General features: G+C 71.2%; 23 protein-coding genes. 14 read left to right on the forward strand and 9 right to left on the reverse strand.

Annotated elements, in window-relative coordinates; translation table 11 throughout:
- Positions 1-15: 15 nt before the first annotated feature.
- Positions 16-723, reverse strand: coding sequence for a GntR family transcriptional regulator (locus JHE00_RS02180; protein ID WP_200314185.1), 708 nt, complete (start codon positions 721-723; stop codon positions 16-18).
- A 153-nt stretch (positions 724-876) separates the two neighbouring features.
- On the opposite strand from JHE00_RS02180, the gene JHE00_RS02185 reads away from it, so the two are divergent.
- Genes JHE00_RS02185 through JHE00_RS02210 form a run of 6 tightly spaced genes read left to right on the forward strand, consistent with a single transcriptional unit; the run spans position 877 to position 6,575 of the window.
- Positions 877-1,656: an enoyl-CoA hydratase/isomerase family protein gene (locus JHE00_RS02185; protein WP_200314187.1), complete on the forward strand. Its 780-nt coding sequence runs from the start codon at positions 877-879 to the stop codon at positions 1,654-1,656.
- Positions 1,653-2,882: a CoA transferase gene (locus JHE00_RS02190; protein WP_200314189.1), complete on the forward strand. Its 1,230-nt coding sequence runs from the start codon at positions 1,653-1,655 to the stop codon at positions 2,880-2,882. The genes JHE00_RS02185 and JHE00_RS02190 overlap by 4 nt, the downstream gene beginning before the upstream one ends.
- A 27-nt stretch (positions 2,883-2,909) precedes the next feature.
- Positions 2,910-3,650, forward strand: coding sequence for a 3-oxoacyl-ACP reductase FabG (gene fabG, locus JHE00_RS02195; protein WP_200314191.1), 741 nt, complete (start codon positions 2,910-2,912; stop codon positions 3,648-3,650).
- Positions 3,651-3,682: 32 nt separating this feature from the next.
- Positions 3,683-4,897: an acetyl-CoA C-acetyltransferase gene (locus tag JHE00_RS02200; RefSeq protein WP_200314193.1), complete on the forward strand. Its 1,215-nt coding sequence runs from the start codon at positions 3,683-3,685 to the stop codon at positions 4,895-4,897.
- A complete protein-coding gene (locus JHE00_RS02205) occupies positions 4,894-5,352 on the forward strand; it encodes a MaoC family dehydratase (protein ID WP_200314195.1) in 459 nt (152 codons plus the stop codon). Before JHE00_RS02200 ends, JHE00_RS02205 begins: the two co-directional genes overlap by 4 nt.
- Before the next feature lie 26 nt (positions 5,353-5,378).
- Positions 5,379-6,575, forward strand: a complete 1,197-nt coding sequence (locus JHE00_RS02210) for an acyl-CoA dehydrogenase family protein (RefSeq protein WP_200314197.1) — start codon at positions 5,379-5,381, stop codon at positions 6,573-6,575.
- Positions 6,576-6,620: 45 nt separating this feature from the next.
- Here JHE00_RS02210 and JHE00_RS02215 read toward each other — a convergent pair whose 3' ends face one another.
- Both JHE00_RS02215 and JHE00_RS02220 read right to left on the reverse strand, forming a co-directional pair.
- Positions 6,621-6,953 carry an STAS domain-containing protein gene (locus tag JHE00_RS02215; protein ID WP_200314199.1) on the reverse strand — a complete coding sequence of 111 codons (333 nt, stop codon included), beginning with the start codon at positions 6,951-6,953 and terminating at the stop codon, positions 6,621-6,623.
- Between the two features lie 61 nt (positions 6,954-7,014).
- A complete protein-coding gene (locus JHE00_RS02220) occupies positions 7,015-9,312 on the reverse strand; it encodes a SpoIIE family protein phosphatase (protein ID WP_200314201.1) in 2,298 nt (765 codons plus the stop codon).
- Positions 9,313-9,491: 179 nt separating this feature from the next.
- Here JHE00_RS02220 and JHE00_RS02225 point away from each other — a divergent pair, with 179 nt between their 5' ends.
- The gene (locus JHE00_RS02225; protein WP_200314203.1) at positions 9,492-10,226 is read left to right on the forward strand and encodes a class I SAM-dependent methyltransferase; all 735 of its coding nucleotides are present in this window, start codon (positions 9,492-9,494) and stop codon (positions 10,224-10,226) included.
- Here JHE00_RS02225 and JHE00_RS02230 read toward each other — a convergent pair.
- From JHE00_RS02230 to JHE00_RS02245, 4 genes are all read right to left on the reverse strand, one after another.
- A complete protein-coding gene (locus JHE00_RS02230) occupies positions 10,204-10,605 on the reverse strand; it encodes a DUF4260 family protein (protein ID WP_200314205.1) in 402 nt (133 codons plus the stop codon). The genes JHE00_RS02225 and JHE00_RS02230 overlap by 23 nt on opposite strands.
- A complete protein-coding gene (locus JHE00_RS02235) occupies positions 10,602-11,189 on the reverse strand; it encodes a TetR/AcrR family transcriptional regulator (protein ID WP_200314207.1) in 588 nt (195 codons plus the stop codon). The genes JHE00_RS02230 and JHE00_RS02235 overlap by 4 nt, the downstream gene beginning before the upstream one ends.
- A complete protein-coding gene (locus JHE00_RS02240) occupies positions 11,189-12,001 on the reverse strand; it encodes an alpha/beta fold hydrolase (protein WP_200314209.1) in 813 nt (270 codons plus the stop codon). Before JHE00_RS02240 ends, JHE00_RS02235 begins: the two co-directional genes overlap by 1 nt.
- 69 nt (positions 12,002-12,070) lie before the next feature.
- Positions 12,071-12,673, reverse strand: a complete 603-nt coding sequence (locus JHE00_RS02245; protein WP_200314211.1) for a TetR/AcrR family transcriptional regulator — start codon at positions 12,671-12,673, stop codon at positions 12,071-12,073.
- A gap of 91 nt (positions 12,674-12,764) precedes the next feature.
- Here JHE00_RS02245 and JHE00_RS02250 point away from each other — a divergent pair, with 91 nt between their 5' ends.
- A complete protein-coding gene (locus JHE00_RS02250) occupies positions 12,765-13,547 on the forward strand; it encodes an MBL fold metallo-hydrolase (RefSeq protein WP_200314213.1) in 783 nt (260 codons plus the stop codon).
- A gap of 13 nt (positions 13,548-13,560) precedes the next feature.
- Here the strand turns inward: JHE00_RS02250 and galT are convergent, their stop codons facing one another.
- The gene (gene galT, locus JHE00_RS02255; protein WP_200314215.1) at positions 13,561-14,637 is read right to left on the reverse strand and encodes a galactose-1-phosphate uridylyltransferase; all 1,077 of its coding nucleotides are present in this window, start codon (positions 14,635-14,637) and stop codon (positions 13,561-13,563) included.
- A 360-nt stretch (positions 14,638-14,997) separates the two neighbouring features.
- Between galT and JHE00_RS02260 the strand changes: the two genes are divergently transcribed.
- The 6 genes from JHE00_RS02260 (at position 14,998) to JHE00_RS02285 (ending at position 22,788) form a co-directional block, all read left to right on the forward strand.
- Positions 14,998-17,529: a LamG-like jellyroll fold domain-containing protein gene (locus tag JHE00_RS02260; RefSeq protein WP_307831779.1), complete on the forward strand. Its 2,532-nt coding sequence runs from the start codon at positions 14,998-15,000 to the stop codon at positions 17,527-17,529.
- 73 nt (positions 17,530-17,602) lie between these two features.
- The gene (locus tag JHE00_RS02265; RefSeq protein ID WP_200314218.1) at positions 17,603-18,052 is read left to right on the forward strand and encodes a hypothetical protein; all 450 of its coding nucleotides are present in this window, start codon (positions 17,603-17,605) and stop codon (positions 18,050-18,052) included.
- 101 nt (positions 18,053-18,153) lie between these two features.
- Positions 18,154-19,236, forward strand: a complete 1,083-nt coding sequence (locus JHE00_RS02270) for an ABC transporter substrate-binding protein (RefSeq protein WP_200314220.1) — start codon at positions 18,154-18,156, stop codon at positions 19,234-19,236.
- Positions 19,237-19,245: 9 nt separating this feature from the next.
- Positions 19,246-20,823, forward strand: a complete 1,578-nt coding sequence (locus tag JHE00_RS02275) for a sugar ABC transporter ATP-binding protein (RefSeq protein ID WP_200314222.1) — start codon at positions 19,246-19,248, stop codon at positions 20,821-20,823.
- Positions 20,816-21,799, forward strand: a complete 984-nt coding sequence (locus JHE00_RS02280; RefSeq protein WP_200314223.1) for an ABC transporter permease — start codon at positions 20,816-20,818, stop codon at positions 21,797-21,799. Before JHE00_RS02275 ends, JHE00_RS02280 begins: the two co-directional genes overlap by 8 nt.
- Complete coding sequence (locus tag JHE00_RS02285; RefSeq protein WP_200314225.1) at positions 21,796-22,788, forward strand: ABC transporter permease; 993 nt, start codon at positions 21,796-21,798, stop codon at positions 22,786-22,788. The genes JHE00_RS02280 and JHE00_RS02285 overlap by 4 nt, the downstream gene beginning before the upstream one ends.
- Here the strand turns inward: JHE00_RS02285 and JHE00_RS02290 are convergent, their stop codons facing one another.
- Positions 22,789-23,595 carry a DeoR/GlpR family DNA-binding transcription regulator gene (locus tag JHE00_RS02290; RefSeq protein ID WP_200315771.1) on the reverse strand — a complete coding sequence of 269 codons (807 nt, stop codon included), beginning with the start codon at positions 23,593-23,595 and terminating at the stop codon, positions 22,789-22,791.
- Positions 23,596-23,742 lie beyond the last annotated feature (147 nt).

Genomic DNA, 23,742 nt, shown 5'->3' on the forward strand with positions numbered 1-23,742 from the left:
CCGCGTGGCCGCGGATCAGGTCTGCGGCTCGCCGAGCCTGCTGTCGACGTGGCGGCTCAACAGCTCACCCGCGTGACCGACGTGGGCCATCATCGCCGCGCGCGCGGCCTCGGCGTCGCCGGCGTGCAGTGCCTCGAGGATCGGGTAGTGGTCGTGCACCGAGGCCTGTACCCAGCCGCCGATGGTCTCGTAGAAGCGCGAGGGCATGTGCTTGACCGACTGGGCGAGGAACCACGTGAGCTTCGGCGACCGCCCGGCGCGCGCCAGCAGGTTGTGGAACTCGTGGTTGAGGCTCTCGATCTCCTCCACCCGGTTCTCGGCGAGCGCGGCGGCGAGGCTGGCCTGGATCTCGTCGAGGGTGGCCAGGTCCTGTTCGGTCAGCCGCGGCGTGGCGCGCGCGGTGAGCTCGCCCTCCAACTGCGCCTGGACCCAGAACAGGTCGCGGATGTCGTCGCCGGACAGCGGCGCGACCATGAAGCCCCGCCGTGGTTCGAGCTGCACGAGGCCCTCGGCGCGCAGCGTGAGCAGGCCCTCTCGGACGGGCGTGACGCTGACGCCCAGGTCGTCGGCGATGCGTTCGAGCCGGACGAACTCCGGGAAGCGCAGCTGCCCGGACATGATCAGCTCGCGCACGTAGGCGGCGACCTCGTCGGGCAGCCCCCGCTTCGGCTCGCGGACGGCGCGCGAGCGAGTGCGCCGGGGCGCGCTGGACGCCTGACTCATGTCGTGGAACCTCGCTGGTGCCGGGGAGCGCTCGACGCTCCAGAACCGTTCGGACAACTGTAACGGGTGTCTCCGACCAGGGGCTATGCAGGATCATATATTTCGGTTATAAAACATATGCAGCAGCGTCGCACCACGACCGGGAGGTCCTCGATGACCGAGGAACACGCAGTGCACTGGTCCGTCCAGGACGGCATCGCCACCGTGACACTGCATCGGCCACAGGTCCGCAACGCTCTCGACGACGCTTCCTGGGCCGCGCTGCGCACCGCGCTCACCGAGTTCGGAGAGCAGCGCATCCGCGCGCTGGTGCTCACCGGTGGCGACCGGTTCTTCTCCGCGGGCGGCGACGTCTCCAGCATGGCTGATCCCGGTGACCGGCTCACCGGCGCCGCCGAGCGGCTGCAGCGCGCGCACGGCGTCTTCTCCCTGCTCAGCACCGCGGAGTTCCCGGTCATCGCCGCGGTCGAGCGGTACGCGATCGGCGTGGCGTGGGGACTCGTACTGGCCTGCGACCTCGTGGTGGCCGCCGAGGACGCGTTCTTCCAGGCACCGTTCGCGCTACGGGGACTGGTGGCCGACGGCGCCACGGCGTGGGCGCTGCCCCGCGCGGCGGGCAGGCACCGCGCGATGCGGTACCTGCTGCTCGGTGAGCGCATGCCTGCCCGCGAGGCCTTCGAGTTCGGCCTCGTCACCGAACTCGCCGAGCCGGGCACCGCCACCACGGTCGCGAACGGCTTCGCCACCCGTCTCGCCGAGGGGCCTCGCGAGAGCAACGCACTGACGAAATCACTGGTCCGGCAGGGCGGAAGCGTCCCTCCCGAGGCGTTCCTGGAAGCGGAACGGCTCGCGGTCGCGCTCGCCGGGCACGGCAGGGACTCCGCGGAAGGACGCGCGGCGTTTCTCGACAAGAGGGAGCCTGACTTCACGTGAGTACCCCCGACACCCCGCTGGCAGGCCTGCGCATCGTGGAGTGCGCGACCTTCGTGGCAGGGCCCTCCGGCGGGATGGCGCTGGCCCAGCTCGGCGCCGAGGTCGTCCGGGTCGACCTGCCCCAGGGCGGCGGCGACCACCAGCGCTGGCCCGTCGCGCCCAACGGCACGAGCCTCTACTGGCACAACCTGAACAAGGGCAAGCGCTCGGTCACCATCGACTACCGGACGCCGCAGGGCCGCGAGCTGCTCGTCGCCCTCGCCACGGCGCCCGGACCGAACGCGGGCATCTACCTCGACAACGTCGCGGGCAGGTCCGGGCTGCGCTACGAGGAGCTGGCCGCCCGGCGTCCCGACCCGATCCACGTCCACGTGCAGGGCCACCCCAGCGGCAAGCCGGCCGTCGACTACACCGTCAACGCCGAGGTCGGCGTGCCCGACATGACGGGACCCCGCGACCACTCCGCGCCCGTCAACCACGTGCTGCCCGCGTGGGACTTCCTCACCGGCATGACCGCCGCCACCGGGGTGCTCGCCGCTCTGCACCGCAGGGCGAGCACCGGAGAGGGCTCCGCCATCTCGCTGGCGCTCTCCGACGTCGCGCTGGCCTCGGTGGGCAACCTCGGGTGGCTGGCCGAGGCGCGCCTCGCGGGCGAGGGCAGGGCCCGGCTCGGCAACCACACCTTCGGCAGCTTCGGCGTGGACTTCCCCACCGCCGACGGCCGCAGGGTGATGGTGCTGGCGCTGACTCCCGGCCAGTGGAACGCGCTGTGCACCGCCACCGGCACCACCGAGGTGTTCGCGGCGCTGGAACCGGTCTTCGACGCCGACCTCAGCACCGAGTCCGACCGGTACCGGCTGCGCGACACGATCGAGGCGATCCTGCGACCGTGGTTCGAGCGCAGGAACCTCACCGAGGTCGGCGAGCGGCTCGACCAGGCCAGGGTGCTCTGGGGGCCCTACCGCGACACCCACGAGGCCGCAACGCGCGCACTCGCCGATCCCAGCTCGATCGTCACCGAGATCGACCAGCCGGGTATCGGCCCGATGGCCACCTCGGCGGGACCGCTGCGCTGGTCGGGCGACACCCAGGCTCCGGTGCCCGCTCCCCTGCTCGGCGCCGACACCGACGCCGTGCTCAGCCGCGACCTGGGCCTGTCGCCGGCGGAGCTGGGCAAGATGCACGACGCCGGACTGGTGTCCGGCCCGCCCGCACCCCAACACTGAGACACGACCGAAGGGAACACGACGACCATGGCGCTACTGGACGGCAAGACCGCGGTGATCACCGGCGCGGCACAGGGCATCGGCTTCGCGATCGCGGAGATGTTCGCCCACGAGGGCGCCCGGCTCGTGCTCGGCGACCTCGACCTCGGCGCCGCACAGGCCGCGGCCGACAAGCTCGGGGGCGCGAACACCGCCGTCGCCGTGCGCTGCGACGTCACGAACTCCTCCGAAGTGGACACTCTGCTGGCCACCGCGGTGGAGACCTTCGGTTCGCTCGACATCCTGGTGAACAACGCGGGCATCACCCGCGACGCCACCATGCGCACCATGACCGAGGAGGAGTTCGACCAGGTCATCGACGTGCACCTCAAGGGGACGTGGAACGGCACCCGCAAGGCCTCCGCGATCATGCGGGAGCACAAGCGCGGCGCGATCGTCAACATCTCGTCGCTGTCCGGCAAGGTCGGCATGGTGGGCCAGACCAACTACTCGGCGGCCAAGGCGGGCATCGTCGGTCTGAGCAAGGCCGCGGCCAAGGAGATGGCCCACCACGGTGTGCGCGTCAACGCGATCCAGCCGGGACTGATCCGCTCGGCGATGACCGAGGCCATGCCGCAGAAGGCGTGGGACCAGAAGATGAACGAGATCCCCATGCAGCGTGCCGGGGAGGTCGCCGAGGTCGCGAGCGTGGCGCTGTTCCTGGCCAGCGACCTGTCCTCCTACATGACCGGCACCGTTCTGGAGGTCACCGGTGGCAGGTTCATGTGAGCCCGTCCCCGACGACAGCGAAAGGTACGACCATGCGTGACGCGGTGATCTGCGAGCCGGTGCGGACCCCGATCGGCCGGTTCGGCGGTTCCCTCAAGACCCTGACGGCGGCCGAGCTCGGCGAGATCGCCCTGCGCGGGCTGCTGGAGCGGAGCGGGCTCGACCCGGCCGCCATCGACGAGGTGGTCCTCGGCCACTGCTATCCGAGCAGCGAGGCTCCCGCCATCGGCAGGGTGGTCGCGCTCAACGCGGGACTGCCGATCACGGTGTCCGGCCTGCAGGTGGACCGCCGGTGCGGCTCCGGCCTGCAGTCGGTGGTGCAGGCCGCCATGCAGGTGCAGACCGGCGCGAGCGACGTGGTCGTCGCCGGTGGCGCGGAGAGCATGAGCAACGTCGCCTTCTACGCCACCGACATGCGCTGGGGCGTCAAGGGCGCGGGCGTGACACTGCACGACGGGCTCGCCAGGGGCCGCATCACGGCGGGAGGGCGGAACCACCCGGTGCCCGGCGGGATGCTCGAGACGGCGGAGAACCTGCGGCGGGAGTACGGCATCGGGCGCGACGAGCAGGACCGGCTCGCGCTCACCTCGCACGAGCGGGCCGTGGCCGCGCAGCGTTCCGGCGTGTTCGCGGAAGAGATCGTGCCGGTGACGGTGAGCTCCCGCAAGGGCGATGTCGTGGTCGACACCGACGAGCACCCGCGCGCCGACGCGTCGCTGGAGACGCTGGGCGGGCTGCGCCCGGTGCTCGGCAAGCAGGACCCGGAGGCGACGGTGACCGCGGGCAACGCGAGCGGGCAGAACGACGCCGCGGCCATGTGCGTCGTGACCCACCCCGACAAGGCGGCGGAGCTCGGTCTGCGCCCGCTGGCGCGGCTGGTGTCGTGGGGCGTGGCGGGCGTCGGCCCTGAGGTCATGGGCATCGGTCCCGTGCCTGCCACAGAGGCCGCGCTCGGCAGGGCCGGACTCGCACTGTCCGATATGGACCTCATCGAACTGAACGAGGCGTTCGCCGCGCAGGTGCTCGCGTGCACGCGGGAGTGGAAGTTCGGCGAGAGCGACTTCGAGCGGCTCAACGTCCACGGCTCCGGCATCTCGCTGGGCCACCCCGTCGGCGCGACCGGCACCCGCATCCTCGGCACGCTCACCAGGGAGCTGCAGCGGCGCGAGGCCCGCTACGGGCTCGAGACGATGTGCATCGGTGGCGGACAGGGGCTGGCCGCGGTGTTCGAGCGGGTGAGCGCATGACGGTCACCGTGCTGCCCTCGCTCGACGACGTCCGCGCGCAGCTGGGCACCGAACTCGGCCCCACGCCGTGGGAGACCGTGACCCAGGAACGCATCGACGCCTTCGCCGAGGCGACCGGCGACCACCAGTGGATCCACGTCGACGCCGAGCGGGCCGCCACCGGCCCGTTCGGCGGCACCATCGCCCACGGCTACCTCACGCTGTCGCTGCTGCCGCTGTTCGGCAGGCAGCTCTTCCGACTCGACGCGGGCACCGCGCGCGTGAACTACGGCGTCAACAAGGTCCGCTTCCCCTCCCCCGTGCCCTCCGGGGCGCGGGTGCGCGCCACGGCCACCTTCGCCGACCTCCGCGACGCCACCGGGGGCGCCCAGCTGACCACCCGCTACGTCGTGGAACTCGAGGGCGCGGACAAACCCGCCTGCGTCGCCGAGTCCATCACCCTCGTCCTACTCTGACCCGTCCCTGCGAAGGAGCACTTCCCATGGCCCGCCTGGCGCAGACCGCTGGTTTGTCCGATGTGCAGTCCGAGATCCTGTCCACGGTGCGGGCGTTCGTGGACAAGGAGGTGATCCCGCGGGCGCAGGAACTGGAGCACGCGGACGCCTATCCCAGCGAGATCGTCGAGGGCATGAAGGAGATGGGCCTGTTCGGGCTCACCATCCCGGAGGCCTACGGCGGCCTGGGCGAGTCGCTGCTGACCTACGCCCTGGTGGTGGAGGAGATCGCCCGAGGCTGGATGAGCGTGTCCGGGGTGATCAACACGCACTTCATCGTGGCGCACATGATCGCCAGGCACGGCACGGAGGAACAGAAACAGAAGTTCCTGCCGCGGATGGCCACCGGCGAGGTGCGTGGCTCGTTCTCCATGTCGGAGCCGGACCTGGGTTCCGACGTGGCCGCGATCAAGACCCGCGCCCGCCGCGACGGCGACGACTACGTGGTCGACGGCGCCAAGATGTGGCTCACCAACGGCGGCACGTCGAACCTGATCGCGCTGCTCGTCAAAACCGACGAGGGCGCCGAGAAGCCGCACCAGAACCTGACGGCCTTGCTGGTGGAGAAGCCCGAGGGCTACGGCGAGGTGGCGCCGGGACTGACGATCCCCGGCAAGATCGAGAAGATGGGCTACAAGGGCGTCGACACCACCGAGGCCGTGTTCGACGGCTTCCGTGTCAGCGCCGACGCCGTACTCGGTGAGGCTCCGGGGCGGGGATTCTCGTTCATGATGGACGGGATCGAGGTCGGGCGGGTCAACGTCGCCGCCCGCGCCTGCGGGATCGCGATCCGCGCGTTCGAGCTGGCCGTGGACTACGCCCAGCAGCGCCGCACGTTCGGCAAGCCCATCGCCGAGCACCAGGCCATTGCGTTCTCGCTCGCCGAGATGGCCACCAAGGTCGAGGCCGCGCACCTGATGATGGTCAACGCCGCCCGGCTCAAGGACTCCGGCGCCCGCAACGACGTCGAGGCCGGGATGGCCAAGCTGCTGGCCTCGGAGTACTGCGCGGAGGTCACCCAGGCGGCCTTCCGCATCCACGGCGGCTACGGCTACTCCAAGGAGTACGAGATCGAACGTCTCATGCGCGAGGCGCCGTTCCTGCTCATCGGCGAAGGCACCAGCGAGATCCAGAAGACCATCATCAGCCGCGGCCTGCTGCGCGAGTACAAGAACCGCGAGTGATGCGCGGTCGCGTCGGGGTGGTGACTCCGCCCTGGCGCGGCTCGGTCAGTTCTCCTCGCCGGGCGCGCGCACGTCGAGCACCTGGTCCAGACCGGTGACCTGGAGGCCGCGCCGCACCCCGGCGTTGCCGACGACGACGCGCAGTGGTGTGCCCTGCTGCTGGCAGCGCTGGTGTGTCCGCACGAGCACGCTCAGCCCCGACGAGGCCATGAACGTGACCTTCTCCAGGTCGGCGACCACCACCATCGGCGGGCGGGCCTCGGAGCACGCGGCCGCGAGCGCCGAGTCGAGGTCGTCGACCGTGTTCAGGTCCACCTCTCCGCTCGTGCGCACCGCCAGGGCGTCGTCGGCCCGCTCGGTGGTGATCAACAGCTGCATGTGCTCCCCGTCATCGCGTGAAGTCGATGCCCCTGCCGCACGACTTCCCGAGCCTGTTCTATCACGGAGTGGATTCGCGTTCCTGGTGGCGCGGCCCGCCGGGAACCCGCATCACGATCAGGCACGTGTCGTCGTCGGTGTCGGTGGTGGTGTGGGTGAGCAGGCGGTCGCTGAGCTGCTCGACGTCACCGCCGTCGGCCGCGGCGCGGGCGAGCTCCTCGACGCTCTCGTCGAGGAGCACGCCTCGTCGTTCGATGAGCCCGTCGGTGTAGAGCACGAGTGTGTCGCCGGGACGCAGCGCGGTGGTGGTCTCGTCGAACACCGCGGAGAAGTCGGCGCCGAGCAGGATCCCGCGCGGCAGCGGCAGCGCCTGCCCGCGGCCGTCGCGAACGAGCACCGGCGGCAGGTGCCCCGCGCGAGCCCAGCGAAACTCCGCCGAGCGCGGGTCGTAGAGCCCGCACAGCACGGTGGCGTTGACGCAACCGGACCCGCGCAACGTCGTGCCGTTGAGCCACGACAGCAGCTGCCCGGGACCCGCGCCGGTGCTCGCCAGACCACGCAGCGCGTTGCGTAGTGCCACCATGCCCTCCGCCGCGCCGACGCCGTGTCCGGCGACGTCACCGATCACCAGCAGTGCCCGCTCCCGGGGCAACGGCACGACGTCGTACCAGTCGCCGCCCACCGCGTGCTCGGACTCGGCGGGCCGGTATCGCACGGCGATGTCGAGCCCGGCGACCTGCACCGGCTCGGCGACCGCTGGCATGATCGCGTGCTGCAGCGCCCGGACGACGCGGTACTGCTGCCTCGACCGTTGCTCACTGTCGGCGAGCTGGTCCCGCGTCACCTCCAGCGCGATCTCGCTGCGGTACTGCGCGGAGAGGTCCTGGTAGATCCCCCGCACGGACACGAGTGCGCCCGTGTCGGCGACGACCGGCTCGCCGTGCGCCCTGATCCGGCGGATCGTCCCGTCGCCCCTGAGCAACCGGAACATCACCGTCGCGGCGTGCCGCTCGAGCAGCATGGCCTGGAAGTTCCGCAGCGCCGCCGCGTCGTCGGGATGGACCCACGTCGCGAGCTGGGACCAGTGCGGCGCGCCCGCCGACCTCGGACGGCCGAACAACGCGAAGGTCTCGTCCGTCCACGTCGTCTCGCCGGTGACGACGCTGTGCTCCCAGCCGCCGAGCCTGCCGATGCGCTGGATGTCGCCCAGCAGTGCGGAGATCCGGCCGGAGTCGTGGTCGGCACGCCAGTCGATGAGCACACCGTCGAGGAACGGCACCAGGCGCACCGTCACCTCACCGGGGCCGGCGGCCTCACCCGTGGCGCTGGACGGGATGCGGCCGAGCCTGCTCGGCACCCCGGTGCGCAGCACCTCGGCCACCCGCTCGACGATCCCGTGCACGGCGAGCAGCGGGTAGCTGCGCACCAGACCGCGCCCGACGAGCTGTGCACTCGTGCGTCCGGACGGGTCGGTGAAACCGGCGGCGACGTGGGTGATCTCGAAGTCCTCGACCTCGCCGGTCTCGTCACGCAGCGGCTGCACGAGCAGCCCGCTGTCGAGTACGGCGCCGAGCCAGCGGTTCTCCGGGCGTTCCGACGGTACGGGACCGCCGTCTCTGCCCCTGCCGGGGCACGACACGAGCACGTGCGCGGTGACGTCGGCCAGTGTCGTGAGCGTGCGCCGCACGTTCGGCGGCACCACGTGGTCCTCGGCGGACCAGACGACCTCGAGCACCCCGAGCAGCGCGGCGGACCCCCGCACGGGCAGCACGGCGCGGGCACCGCCGGGCCAGGGGCTCAGCGGGTGCTCGGTCGGGTCGGGCGCTCCAGAGCGCCACACCGGTTCGCCCTGACGCGCGACCCGCTGGGTGAAGGAGTCCAGCTGCGGCGGGATGCGGCGCCAGCGGCTCGTCTCGAGTGCGCTGAGCCCCGACCCGGCGACGAACTCCAGGGCACCGTCGGGCTGGAGCTCCCACAGTGCGGCCGCGGCCGCCCCGGCGAGGTGCAGCACCTGCGCCACCAGCGCGTCACCGAGCTCGCGGCGCTCGCCCGCGAGCTCGGTGATGGTACTCACGACGCCGGGCGCGACCGAACTCGTCCCGGGCAGCGAGGACTCTCGCTGCCCGATGAGATCGGCCGCCAGCTCCACGGTGCCGACGCCGGTGCGCTGCGCGAGCTCGTCGAGGTGTTCGGCGGCCTCGGCAGGTGTGCAGTGCAACTGTTCGATCAGGACTCCCTCGGCCAGGCACCGGATCTCGCGGGCGGCCCGGTGGTCGCGCAGCCGCTCGAGCTCACGTTGCTGCCGGGCGACGACCTCCGCCAGCGTCAGCAGCCCGCGATGGTGCGCCTCCCCGGTCACCCCTCGCCGCTGGACCGACACGTGGGTCCCCGTTCTGCCGCGCGCGTTCGTCGCTGTGGCCCGCCGCGGGCGTCGCGGCTGCCGACAGGTGCCCCGGCCCGGAATTCTACGCCCACATCGGGCCTGTTCTCGGCGCTCTGACCACGGTTTCGTCCGCGCCGGCCTGCCAGACTGGGCCCATGGCCGACCTCGCGTTCACCGACGGTGAGCTCGCCGCGTACTACGACGCCCTCAACCCGTGGGGACCCGCCGACGACTTCTACCTCCCGCTGGTGCTCGCCGCCCCGACGGTGCTCGACATCGGGTGCGGGACTGGCAGGCTGCTTCGCCGCGCCAGGACCCGGGGCCACGATGGAACGCTGTGCGGGCTCGACCCCGCGCCGGGCATGCTCGCCGTGGCGCGCCGGGATCCCGGGGTGCGCTGGGTCCTGGGCGAGCTCGCGTCGGTGTCGTGGCACGCGGAGTTCGAACTCGCCGTCATGACCGGACACGCGTTCCAGGTACTGCTGACCGACGCGGAGATCCTCGCCTCACTGCGGGCGGTGCACCGCGCGCTCGTGCCCGGAGGCGTGTTCGCGTTCGAGACCCGCAACCCGCTCGCCAGGCCCTGGTTGCGCTGGAACCCGGACGCCGCCGTCGAGGTCCGCGGCCCGGACGGCACCCTCGTTCGCGTGGAGCACCGGGTCGAGACCCCGGTGCGGGGCGAGCTCGTCCACTTCACGGAGACGTTCACGAGCGCGGAGTGGGACCGGCCGAGGGTGAGCCGGAGCAGCCTCCGGTTCGTCTCCGCCCCGGCGCTGTCGGATCTGCTCGCCGAGGCCGGGTTCGCTGTCGAGCGGCGGTTCGGCGACTGGTCCCGGAACCCGCTCACCGTGGCGAGCCCCGAGATCGTCACGGTCGCGCGGCGGAGCTGACCGGCCGGGCCGCGCACTGCCACCCGTCGCGGGTGCGCAGGCCGTAGCCGAGCGCGCGGTCGAGGGCGAGGTGCGCCAGCCAGGCGAGCGCGGGCGTGAACATCAGCACCAGCGTCGCGTGACTGACCGGCGCGACGAGGGAGAACACCAGCAGCACCACGGGAGGCAGCCAGTGGTGCAGCGCGTTGTAGACGGGTACCGCACGGGGCGCGAGCTGCCCCGGTTCGGTCCGCTGCCCGATGCCCAGCAGCAGTGCCGAGTCGGGGCCGATAAGCCCGGCCAGTCCGAGCGGAACGGCCCAGCCGCCGTACTTGATCGCCTCGAACGCGGCGAAGGCGAGCAGGAACAGACCGAGCACGGTCCAGCCGGCGCGGGTCATGGCGTGTCCTTTCCGCGCGGGGCGTGAAGTCCGGCGTCGATGGTGTCGACGGCGCGGTCGAAGCTGGTCTCCAGATCGGCGGGCAGTCCGAAGCCGCCGAGTTGCTCGAGCGCGACGAAGCCGTGCAGGGTGCTGCGCAGGACGCGCGCGGCGTGGACCGCGTCGTCGCCGTCCAGGTCGTAGCCGCGCAGCACGGTGAGCACGAGCGCGAGCAGCGCGTCGGTGTGCTCGCGGTATTCCTGGTCGGCGGGCGAGTGCGGATCGGGCGGCCGTTGGATGGCGGCGTAGCGGCCGGGGTGCCGGTGGGCGTAGTCGCGGTAGGCCCGGCAGCAGGCCAGCAGCGCGTCCCTGCCGGCGCGTCCGACGGTCGCGGCCGCCACCGCCTCGGTGAGGCCGCGCACTCCGGTGACGGCCAGCCGCGTGCGCAGGTCCGCCAGTCCGTCGATGTGCTTGTAGAGCGAGGGCACCCGCACCCCGAGCTGACCGGCGAGCCGGGCCAGTGACACCGCCTCGATGCCGTCGGTGTCGGCGATCCCGGCCGCCTCGGTGACGATGTGCGTCGCCGACAGTCCCGCGCGCGGCATCAGGCGAACACCCGCTCGAGCACCGGCGTCACTGCCGCGGCCGTGGCCTCGGGGAACTCGGCGGCCGGATAGTGCCCACAGCCCTCGATGAGCACCACGTCGCCGTCGGCGACCAGTCCGGCGACGGCGGACGCCTCCGCCGCGGGATCGGAGAAGTCCGGGTCGGCCGTGCCCATCACCACCCGAACCGGGCAGCGAACCCGCGGCGCGGCGGCCTCGCCGGGGGCGTGGTCGGCGGCGAGCATCGCGCGCAGCGCGGCCAGGTGTCCCGGCCTGCGCAGGCTGGCGCCGAGCGCGCGCTTCGCCTCGGTGAAATCGGCGGGCTTGTGGGTGGGGAACAGCCTCGACCAGTAGGCGAGCCAGGCCCACGTGGCCCGGCCGATGGCGAACATGGCGAGTCTGACCGTCGCCGACGGCGGGGGTTGCCGCCGCGCGAACGGCGCCGTGAGCACGAGTCCGGCGATCAGCTCCGGCGCTCGTGCGGCGGCGACGAACGACGCGCCCGCGCTGTAGGAGTTGGCGACCAGGAGGACGGGACCGGCGTCGAGTTCCGCGGCCAGCGCCGCGAGGTCGTCGGCGACGGCCGGGGTCGTGTAGTCGCTGAACGTGGCAGCGGACTCGCCACCACCACGCAGGTCGGTGGTAACGACGCGGTATCCCCTGGCCGTCAGCAACGGCCGCAGGTGCCGGTAGGCGGAGCGGGTGTCGCCGAGTCCCGGCGCACACAGCACCACCGGACCGTCTCCCTCGGTGTCGTCGTAGGCGATACGCCCGCCCTCCCGGTCGAGGTACCGGGTGCCGGTTGTGGTCATGACACTCCTTGGCTAGTGCTTCTAGCTTTCAAGCTAATACACTTAGCCAACGAGCGGCAAGGAGCGGGCTCAGGCTTGAGCGAGTGCCCGGTCGATCGCACGGCGAGCCCGACGGGCGGCCGTCCGGTCGTGCTCGAGCTGCATGGCCGCGTTCAGCGCCAGCCCGGCGGCGACGATCTCGAACAGCGCCTGGTCGACGTCGAACCCGGCGGGCAGTTCACCGTTCTGAACCGCTACGACCAGATCCGCCCGCAGCCGCTCCCGCCAGCGCGACCACACCTCGGCCACCACGTCGCGAACCCGGCCGGGACGGCCGTCGTATTCGGACAGCGCCGCGGTCATCAGGCAGCCACCGGGCAGCAGCGGCGCCTCCAGGTAGCCCACGGAGTTGTCGCACACCGCGCGCAGCCGCCGCAGGCCCGGCGGGTCTGCCAGCGCGGGCTCGACCACCCGGTGCCAGAAGTCCACGAACGCCTTGTCCAGCGTGGAGATCTGCAGGGCCTCCTTGGTGCCGAAGTGCTTGTGCACCCCGGACTTGCTCATCTCCAGCTCCTCGGCGAGCCGGCCGATGGTGATGCCCTCCAGGCCTTCCTCGGAGGCGATCTCGGCGGCCCGGCCGAGAATGCGGCCCCGGGTGAGCTGCGCGTCGGCCGCGGAGCGTCGTGGTGACATGTGACGAGAATAGCGTACGTGCGTTCGCTATTGATTTAGCGAACGCACGTACGCTAACTTCGCCACGACCACCGAGGCGAAGGAGTGCGAGATGCGGGTGCGACGGCTGGGCTGGGCCGGACTGGAGCTCGAAGCAGGTGGCGAGCGACTGGTGATCGACTTTGTACGGGACCTCTCACCACTGTTCCCGGGATGGAAGCCCGGCGAGGGGCTGGTGGCACCGAGCGGGAAGGCCACCGCCGCGCTGCTCACCCACCTGCACCGGGACCACACCGACGCGTCCGCGCTCGCGGACGTGCTGGCACCGGGGGCGCCGGTGCTGCGGCCCGCGCCCGGCCACGGCGACGAAGTGGACAACGTGACGACGCTGCCCGCCGAGCGCGAGCTGGCCGTGCACGGACTGGCCGCCGACGTCGTGGCCGACTGGGCGACCCGCGATGTCGGGCCGTTCCGCGTCACCGCGATTCCCGCCGTGGACGGGCTGGGCGACCCGCAGCTGAACTGGGTGGTGCAGGCCGACGGGCAGCGGGTCTTCCACGGCGGCGACACGATGTTCCACGGCTACTGGTGGCTGATCGCGCGCCGGTTCGGCCCCCTCGACGCGGCGTTGCTGCCCGCCAACGGCGCGGTGGTCGACGCGCCGCACCTGCAGCCGCCGAGCCCGCTGCCCGCCGCGATGGACCCGGGGCAGGCCGCCGCGGCCGCGGAGATCCTCGACGCCCGCTACGCGGTGCCCATGCACTATGAGGCCGAGCAGCCGGACAAGGTCGCGGGCTACGTCGAGGTGTCCGCCCCGGAGAAGGAGTTCCGTGCTGTCGCCGGACGGCGCGCACACGTGCTTGCTGTCGGGGACTGGCTGGATCTGGCCACCTGAGCGGGAGGCGGATTCAGATCTCGCGCAGCCTGCGGGCGATGTCCTCGGGCAGCGCGTCGGTGATGAAGGCGTCCATCCCGGACTCCGAGCCGGCGAGGTACTTGAGCTTGTCCGCCGTGCGCCGCACGGAGAACAGCTGCAGGTGCAGGTAGCCCAGCTCCTGCTCGTCGGCGACCGGGCCCTGGTGCCACGCCGCGATGTAGGGCAGCGGCGCGTCGTAGAGCCGGTCGAAGCGCCGCAGCACATCCAGGTACAGAGCCGCGAAGTCGGACCGCTCGGCCGCGGTCAGCTCCGGAATGGACCGGACACGGCGTAGCGGGTAGAGATGAACTTCGACCGGCCACCGGGCCGCGGCCGGGACGAACGCGACCCAGTGCTCGGTCTCGGCGAGCATCCGCACGCCCGCCGCGCGCTCGGCGGCGAGGATGTCGGCGTGCAGGTCGCGTCCCGTGCGCTCACGGTGTGCGCGGGCGACCTCGAACATCCGGCGCGTCCTCGGGGTGACGAACGGGTAGGCGTAGATCTGGCCGTGCGGGTGCCCCAGCGTCACGCCGATCTCGGCTCCCCTGCTCTCGAAGCAGAACACCTGCTCGACACCGTCCAGGGTGGACAGTTCGGCGGTGCGGTCGGCCCACGCGTCCACGACGAGCGTGGCCTGCTCCGTGCTCAGGTCGGCGAAGCGCGCGTGGTGGTCGCTGGTGAAGCAGACGACCTCGCAGCGGCCGAAGCCCGGCCGTACGGGTACCAGCGGGTGGTCGACGTCTGCCTCGGGCGGGACGGCCGCGGTGGACAGGCTCGGGAACCGGTTCTCGAAGATCGCCACCGTGTAGCCGGGAGACGGGATCTCGGTCTGGTTGCCCGCGCTGGACGGGCACAGCGGGCAGCTCTCCACGGGTGGCTGGAACGTGCGGTTCTGCCGATGGGCGGCCATCATCACCCACTCGTCGAGCAGCGGGTCGAGCCGCAGCTGCGAGGTGGTGCTCACCGCGGGCAGCGTCCGGGGGTCGCGCTGCGGGTGCACGGCCGCGTCGTCGGTGTCGAAGTACAGCAGCTCGCGGCCGTCGGCCAGCGTGGTGATCGTCCTCTTCACGGGTCACTGCTCCTCGGGCCTGCGGCGCATGAGACGAGCGAACGTGCGGCGCATTCAATCACGAAGCAACAAAAACGAACAGTCAGCATGCCAGAGCGTTACGCGTCGCGGCGACGAGCAAACGAGCGCATGATCATGCGCTGAATGTCCGATAACCGACACGCAGAGTGCGCCTGGTTCCGACCGGATTGGGCGGTTGGTGTTGAACCTTGCGCGAGTCTGGTTGCAACTGTTGACACCACTCCACAAACTGTGTGAACTGCTTCACACCGGGGTGTGATCCGCGTGAACCACGGTGCCCCGGACGTTGTGTCGTCGGCGACGACGCCGGCGAGTCCCCCCGAGAAAGGGTGTTCGACTGTGCTCCCACTCGCACCACTGACTCGAAGACGCGGAAGCGGTGCCCCGAAATCGCTGCTCACCGCAGCACTCTCGGCGCTGCTGCTGGCGGCGGTCGCGTCCCCGCCCGCACAGGCCCAGACGTCGACGGACTGGCAGCCCGGCGAACCGAGGCTCGTCACTCCCTGGACCGAGGACGTCTCGCCGGACAACGCCCTGCCCGAATACCCACGACCGCAGCTGACCCGCAAGGACTGGCAGAACCTCAACGGAGTCTGGGAGTTCGCGGGCGCCAGCGAGGGCGAGCAACCACCGTTCGGTGAGCAGCTCGACGAACGGATCCTCGTCCCCTACCCCACCGAGTCCGCACTGTCCGGCATCCAGCGGCACGAGGACTACATGTGGTACCGCCGCACGTTCGAGGTGCCGCGCAACTGGCAGGTGGGCAAGCACAAGGATCTGCGGATCAACTTCGGCGCCATCGACTACAAGGCCACGGTCTGGGTCAACGGCCAGGAGGTCGCCAACCATCAAGGCGGCTTCGGGGCCTTCAGCGCCGACGTCACCGACGCGCTGGACGGAAAGGGCGAGCAGGAGATCGTGGTCGGTGTCGAGGACCGCACCGACGCGACGTGGCAACCGGTCGGCAAGCAGCGCAACGTCCCGGACCGCGGCATCTTCTACGAGGGCGCCTCGGGCATCTGGCAGACGGTGTGGATGGAGCCGGTCGCGCGCTCGCACGTCGAGACGCTGGGCATGGAACCCGACATCGACTCCGGCACGCTCGGGCTCACCGTCCACTCGGGCGGCGAGGACGGCAGGCTCACCGTCGAGGCCACGGTCAAGGACGGCAAGCGCCGGGTCAGCCGCACCAGCGGCGACGCCGACGCGCCGCTGGAGGTCCCGGTACCCGACGCCAAGCTGTGGTCGCCGGACTCACCGTTCCTCTACGACCTCGACGTCGTGCTCAAGGACCGGGGCCGCGTGGTGGACCGGGTGTCGTCGTACTTCGGCATGCGCGAGATCGGCATGGTCGAGGGCGAGGACGGCAGGCAGCGGATCACGCTCAACGGCGAGATCACGTTCCTGATGTCCACTCTGGACCAGGGCTACTGGCCGGACGGCATCTTCACGGCGCCGACCGACGAGGCGTTGCGGTTCGATCTCGAGCAGCACAAGGTGCTCGGGTTCAACACGGTGCGCAAGCACATCAAGACCGAACCGGACCGGTGGTACTACCACGCCGACAAGCTCGGGTTGCTCGTGTGGCAGGACATGCCCTCGATGAAGACCGGAGGGCGTCCGCCCGCCGACGCGCAGGACCAGTTCGAGAGCGAGCTGCAGGAGCTCGTGGAGCAGAAGAAGAACTGGACCTCGATCATCGGCTGGGTGCCCTTCAACGAGGGCTGGGGCGAGTGGTCGCAGGAGGCCACCGGCCGCATCGCCGACGAGGTCAAGGAACAGGACCCGACCCGGTTGGTCAACGCGCACAGCGGGGTCAATTGCTGTGACTCGCTGGGCGACTCGGGCAAGGGCGACGTGATCGACTGGCACGCCTATCCCGGGCCGGCCACGCCGGTGCCGGACGACACGCGGGTCTCGATCGACGGCGAGCACGGCGGGTACGGGCTCGAGGTCGAGGACCACATGTGGTTCGGAGAGGGCCATGCCTACGAGATGCGGCCCGACTCGGAGAGCCTGACCGAGGCCTACGTCGAGAACCAGCGGGAGGTGCTCGCGGCGGCCCGCAACTGTGCGGTCAGCGGCGCGATCTACACGCAGATCACCGACGTCGAGCACGAGGTCAACGGCTTCTTCACCTACGACCGGCAGGTGGAGAAGATGGACTTCGAGCAGGTCAGGAAGATCAACGAGCAGATCATCCGTGAGGCCGACGGCACCGGTGGAGGCGGAACCGATCCCGGTCCCGGCACACCCGGGCTGGCGGGGGTCAACGCCTACAAGTTCAACGAGGGCGAGGGCACCACGGCGGCGGACTCGGTCGGAGGCGCCGATGCCGAGCTCACCGGTGCCGAGTGGACCACCGGTGTGCACGAGGGTGGACTGTCGTTCGCGGGTGACGGCGAGGCCGACTCCGGTGCCCCGCTGGTCGACACGGCGGGCAGCTACTCGGTGTCGGCGTGGGCGAAGCTCGACGAGGCGGGCGACGGGTTCCAGACCGTCGTCAGCCAGGACACCGGCGCCAACAGCGCGTTCTTCCTGCAGTACTCCGGGCAGGACGAGCGCTGGGCGATGAGCTTCGTGGGTCTGCGGACCCTCTCGCCCGAGAAGCCGGAACCGGGCCGCTGGTACCACCTCACCGGCGTGCGCGACGCGCAGGCAGGCACGGTGGAGCTGTTCGTCGACGGCGAGAAGGTCGACGAGCAGGGCGCCTGCGGCGCGGCGGAGTCCACGGGCAACACCGTGATCGGCCGTGCCCAGTACGGCGGTAACGAGGTCGACCACCTGCGCGGCGACGTCGACGACGTGCGCGTGTTCGACAGGGCGCTCTCCGAGGACGAGATCGCCGAACTCGCCACCGCAGGCGAGTGATCGACTCCCTGGGCGGGGCCGCACGCGGGCCCGCCCAGGGATCTCCCTCCCCCACCCCACCCGGAGTGCCAGGATGCGTTCTCCGCCGCGTCGCCTGTTCACCGTCGGCGTGCCGCTGACCCTGCCGGCCACCCGGCGACGGGTAGCGGGTGCGGACCCGTCGTCCGCGGCGGTGCTCGCCGCTCCGGTCGCGGGGACGTCCGACGACGTGGCCGTGGCGGTGGAGCCGCGCTCGTTCTCGGGTGGCGCTCGCGGGGACGGCGTGTTCTTCGGTCTCGCCCGAGGCCCCCGGGACCTCGCGCCGAGCCGGTACGACCACCGCCACGCGGCCCCCGGCGTGGACGTGCGTGTTGACGGGCAGGGCCAGTGCGACGACGGGACGGGCGGTGGCCGCGCCTCCACCGGGTGGGCCGAACGGGATGGGCGGTGGCACCGGTTGCGCGCGCCCACGCCTCGTGAGGTCTCAGGGGCCGGGAGTCCCGCCGTCGGCGTTCGGCTGACCGTGCTGGGAGGCGCCGATTGACATCCGGTTGTTGCTGTTCCTTGATGATTCGAATCTTGCGCGAAACTGTTTGATCCTGGTTGATTGTTCCGGTTGGGGCCTGGGTGAACAAAGGAGTTCTCATGACACGCTCGTCTTTCCCGCGCTCGTGGCGCGTGCTCGCCTCCGCCGCCGTGCTCGGCGCGGCACTCGCCGGGTGCACCAACCCCGGCGACGATCAGTCGGGGTCCAGTCCCTCCGCGCAGGGCGGCGGTGACGACCAGGTCGTGAAGGAGAGCTCCGGCGAGGGCTGCACGCTCGAGGCCTACGGCGCCGAGAAGCTGGACCTGACCGACGCCGTGGTCGGCTTCTCGCAGTCGGAACCCGACACCGCGGCGTTCCGTGCCGCCGAGACCAAGTCGATCCGCGACGCCGCCACCGAGGCCGGGGTCAAGGACCTGCTCGTCACCAACGCCAACAACGAGCTGCCCAAGCAGATCGCCGACATCCAGAACATGCTCAGCCAGGGCGCCGACTTCCTGATCGTGGCTCCGGTGAACTCCGACGGGCTCGACCCGGCACTCACCGCGGCCAAGAACGCCGGTGTGCCGGTGCTGACCGTCGACCGCAAGGTCACCAACACGCACTGCGAGGACTACGTCGCCTTCCTCGGCTCCGACTTCCGCGACCAGGGCAAGCGGGCGGCCGACGCGCTGAACACCGTCACCGAGGGCGAGGCGAAGGTCGCGGTGCTGCTCGGGGCGTCGGGCAACAACGTCACCGACGACCGCAACGCCGGCTTCAAGGAGCAGGTGCAGGCGGAGTACCCGGGCCTGGAGATCGTGGCCGAGCAGACCGCCAACTTCGCCCGCGACGAGGGCCAGGCCGTGGCCGAGCAGCTGCTGCAGTCCAACCCGGACATCTCCGCGATCTACGCGCACAACGACGAGATGGCGCTCGGCGCGGTCACCGCGGTACAGGCGGCGGGTCTGCAGCCGGGTGAGGACGTCAAGATCGTCTCGATCGACGGCACCCGCAACGCCGTGCAGGCGATCGTCGACGGCCAGATCAACGCCGTGATCGAGTCCAATCCCCGCTTCGGTCCGCTCGCGTTCGACACGGCGCAGAAGTTCTACGCGGGTGAGGAGATCGCGGAGGACGTGATCATCTCGGACGACGAGTACAACCGGGACAACGCCGAGGCCAACCTCGGCAAGGCCTTCTAGGAGACGGACGTGACGGCGACCCCTGCCGGCACGGCGCGACCGTCGCCCGCCGGTACCGCGCCCGTGCTCGAGACCGAGGGGCTGAGCAAGTCCTTCGGTCCCGTGCGCGCGCTGCGGGCGGTGGACTTCGCGCTGCGCCCCGGCGAGATCCACGCGCTGGTCGGCGAGAACGGTGCCGGCAAGTCCACGCTCATCAAGCTGCTGACCGGTGTGCACCGGCCCGACGCGGGCACGATCCGCTTCGCCGGGGACGAGGTGGCCTTCTACCGGCCCGCCGACGCCCAGCGGGCCGGGATCTCCACGGTGTACCAGGAGATCAACCTGGTGCCGCTGCTGTCGGTGGCGCGCAACGTGTTCCTCGGCCGCGAACCCCGCACCCGGCTCGGGCTGATCGACACCGCGGCGATGAACCGGGCGGCCGCGGAGCTGGTCGGCTCGCTCGGCGTCGACGTGGACGTGACGGCCGATCTGGGCAGGCTCGGTCTCGGTGTGCAGCAGATGGTGGCGCTGGCCAGGGCGATGTCGGTGGAGTCCCGGGTGGTGATCATGGACGAGCCGACGTCGTCGCTGGAGTCGCGCGAGGTGACCACGTTGTTCGGCGTGGCCCGCACCCTGCGCGAGCGCGGGGTCGGGCTGGTGTTCGTGTCACACCGGCTCGACGAGCTGTGGGAGCTGTGCGACCGGGTCACGGTGCTGCGCGACGGCAGCCACGTCCACACGGGACCGATGGCCGGACTCGACCGGGTGAGCCTGGTGGCCACGATGCTGGGCCGCGAGGTCACCGAGGTGGTCCGCGAGGGCGCGACCGGGTTCGGTGACACGCACCGCCAGTCCGGTGAGCCGGTGCTCGCGGTCAGCGGCGTAGACGTGCGGCACCGGCTGCGGGACGTGGGCCTGAGTGTGCGGCCGGGCGAGGTCGTCGGGCTCGGGGGCCTGCTCGGTTCCGGTCGCAGCGAGACCGTCAAGGCCGTGTACGGCGCCCTGCCGGTGCGTGCTGGTTCGGTGCGGGTCGGCGGCCGGGTGGTGCGGGCCAACTCGGTGCGCCACGCCCTGCGCGCGGGGATCGCGTTGCTGTCGGAGGACCGCAAGGCGGAGGGCATCGTGCCGGACCTGTCGGTGCGCGACAACATCGCGCTGGCGGTGCTGCCGAAGTTCTCGCGCGGCGGGCTGGTGTCGGAACGGCGCATCGACGCGCTGGTGGACACGTTCATCGACCGGCTGCGGATCAAGGCCGCGAGCCCGGCGCAGAAGGTGCGGGAGCTCTCGGGCGGCAACCAGCAGAAGGTGCTCATGGCGCGCTGGTTGTGCACCGAGCCCAAGGTGTTCCTGCTCGACGAGCCGACGCGCGGCATCGACGTGGGCGCCAAGGCCGAGGTGCAGGCGCTGATCGACGACCTGGCCGGGCACGGGCTCGCCGTGGTGCTGATCTCGAGCGAGCTGGACGAGCTGGTGGAGGGCGCAGACCGGATCCTGGTGCTGCACGACGGCTCCGTCGCGCGCGAGCTCACCGGGGAGCACAAGACCACGCGGGAGCTGCTCGCCGCGCTCGCGGGTGGCGCGGAGCGGACGGAGCAGGTCGATGAGTGAGGGCACGCGGGACACCGCCGCGCCGCCGGAGCCGCGCGCGGGCAGGCGCCCCGACGCCGACTGGATCCGCCGCAACGGCGTCTATGTGGCGCTGGCCCTGCTGGTGCTGATCAACGTGGTGGCCACGGACAACTTCGTCAGCGAGAACACACTGCGACTGCAGTTGATCCAGGTGACGCCGGTGCTCATCGTCGCGCTCGGGATGGCGCTGGTGATCGGCACCGAGGGCATCGACCTCTCCGTGGGCGCGGTGATGGCGATCGCGGCGGCGCTGGTCCCGCTCTACATCGGCTACGGAACCGGGTTCGCGCTCGGGATCTCGGTGCTCGCGGGCGCGCTGTGCGGACTGCTGGCCGGGGTGCTGGTCGGCAAGGTCGGGGTGCAACCGATCATCGCGACGCTGGGCATCATGGTGGCGGGCCGCGGGCTCGCGAACCTCTTCGGCGGCGAGATCAAGAGCATCCGCGATCCCGGATTCGTCGAGCTCGGCTCCGGCACCGTGTTCGGCATTCCCTACGTGGTGCTGATCGCGGCGGCCGTGGCGGCGCTGGTGTGGTTCCTGGTGCGGCGTTCGACCTACGGGCGTCAGCTGGTGGCCATCGGCGGCAACAAGCGCGCCGCCGAACTCGCGGGCCTGCCGGTGCGGCGCGTTCTCATCACCACCTACGTCGTGTGCGGGCTGCTGGCGGCGCTCGCGGGGGTGCTGCTCGCCGCACGTTCACAGGCCAGCGATCCCACCAAGATCGGCCTGCTCGTGGAGCTTTCGGCGATCACCGCGGTGGTGATCGGCGGGACCCCGCTGTCGGGCGGGCAGGTGCGCATCATGGGCACGATCGCGGGCGCGCTGTTGATGCAGCTGATCACCGCGACGCTGATCTTCCACGACATCCCCGACTCGACGGCGCAGATCGCGCAGGCGGTGATCGTCGTCGCGGCGGTGTACGTGCAGCTGGGACGCAGGAGGGCACGACGATGACGACCACCGTGCGGCGGGAGGAGTCGGCCCCGGCGAGCCCGAAGGCCCGGCTGGCCGGGCTCGCGCAACGCCAGGGCGCCCTGGTGATCCTCGTGGTCGCGGTCGTGGCCGCGACGTTCTCGTTCGACACGTTCGGCACGGCGGGAAACCTGTCGAACATCGCGCTGCAGGCGTCGTTCCTCGCGATCGTGGCGCTGGGCATGACGTTCGTGATCATGTCCGGCGGCATCGACCTCTCGGTGGGCTCGGTGTTCGCGCTCGGGGGCGTGCTCGCGGCGTGGGGCTCCCAGCACGGCACGTGGGCGGCGATCCTGTTGCCGCTCGGCGTGTGCGGGCTCGTCGGTCTGGTGCAGGGCCTGGTGATCGCGCGCGGCGGGTTGCCCGCCTTCATCGTGACGCTCGCGGGGCTGCTGTTCGCGCGCGGGCTGCTGCTGCTCATCAGCGACGAGGGCTCGACGACGTACAAGGTGCCACCGGACTCGGCGTTCCGTGAGCTCGCGCAGGGTGAGCTCTTCGGCATCGGCTACCCGGTGTGGCTCGTGCTGGCGGCGTTCGCGCTCGGCGGTCTGGTGCTGCACCGCACGTCCTACGGGGCCACCGTGCTCGCGGTGGGCGGGCAGGAGGACGCGGCCGACCTGATGGGCCTGCCGGTGCTGCGGACCAAGGTGATCGCCTACACGGTGTCCGGGTTGCTGGCCGGGATGGGCGGGCTGCTGATGGCGTCGTACACGTCGTCGGGGGTGACCGTGCTCGGCGTCGGCATGGAGCTCGAGGTGATCTCGGCGGTCGTGCTCGGCGGCACGCTGCTCACCGGTGGCGCGGGCACGGTGCTCGGCACGCTGGTGGGAGTGCTGCTGTTGCAGGTGATCCGCAACGTGATCAACCAGGTCGGGTCGCTGAACTCGAACTGGCAGGCCGTGATCAGCGGGACGATCCTGTTGCTGGTGGTGACGGTGCAACGCTGGCTGGCGACCGTGCAGCGCCGTTAGCTAGTGGTGGGCCCCCGTGCCGTTCTCGGTCACGTCGGGGTCCACCACGATCAGCTCGCCGACGCGCTCGCGCAGGCCCGCCCGGTACTCGTCCTCGAGCCCCGAGTCGGTGATGAGCACGTCGGCGGCCTCGATGCCCGCGATGGTGCTGATCCCGAGCACGCCGTACTTGGTGTGGTCGGCCAGGACCACGAACCGCCGCGACGCGTCGACGAACGCGCGGTCGGTCTCGGCCTCCACGAGGTTCGGGGTGGTGTAGCCGCTGCGCAGGTCCATTCCGTGCACGCCGAGAAACATCAGGTCCAGGTTGACCGAGCGGATCGCGGCGACCGCGAACGGGCCGACGAGCGCCTCGGACGGCGTGCGGATCCCGCCGGTGAGGACCACGGTCTGGTCGGGCCGGGGATGGCCGGAGAACAGATCGGCGACCTGGACCGAGTTGGTGACCACCGTGATGTCGGCGACGTCGCGCAGCAGCCGCGCGAACGTCCACGTGGTGGTGCCGCCCGAGATCCCGAGTGCCATGCCTGGTTCGACGAGCCGCAGCGCGGCGGCGGCGATGGCCTCCTTCTCGGCGTTCTGCCGGTTGGACTTGGCGGCGAAACCAGGTTCCTCGGTGCTGCGCCCGCCGGGCAGCACGGCGCCGCCGTGCACCTTCTGCAGCTGGCCTTCCTGCGCGAGGGCCTCGAGGTCGCGGCGGATGGTCATGTCCGAGACACCGAGGTGGGCCACCAGCGCGCTCACCCGCACGGCTCCGCTGCGCCTGACTTCCTCGAGGATCCGCGTTCGCCGTTGGCTCGCCAGCATGGTGGTGTGTGGTCCCTCCACTCGGTTCACAGCACAGGATCGCACAGGAACCGCACCACATCGAGGCTCCGAGCGGGTCTGTGTCCAGGCCGAAACCCGCTGGCGCGCACGGAATCCACCGCGATCCGCACACGTTCGCACACGGCG

The sequence above is a fragment of the Prauserella cavernicola genome, from assembly GCF_016595675.1.
Taxonomy (GTDB): Bacteria; Actinomycetota; Actinomycetes; order Mycobacteriales; family Pseudonocardiaceae; genus Prauserella_A; species Prauserella_A cavernicola.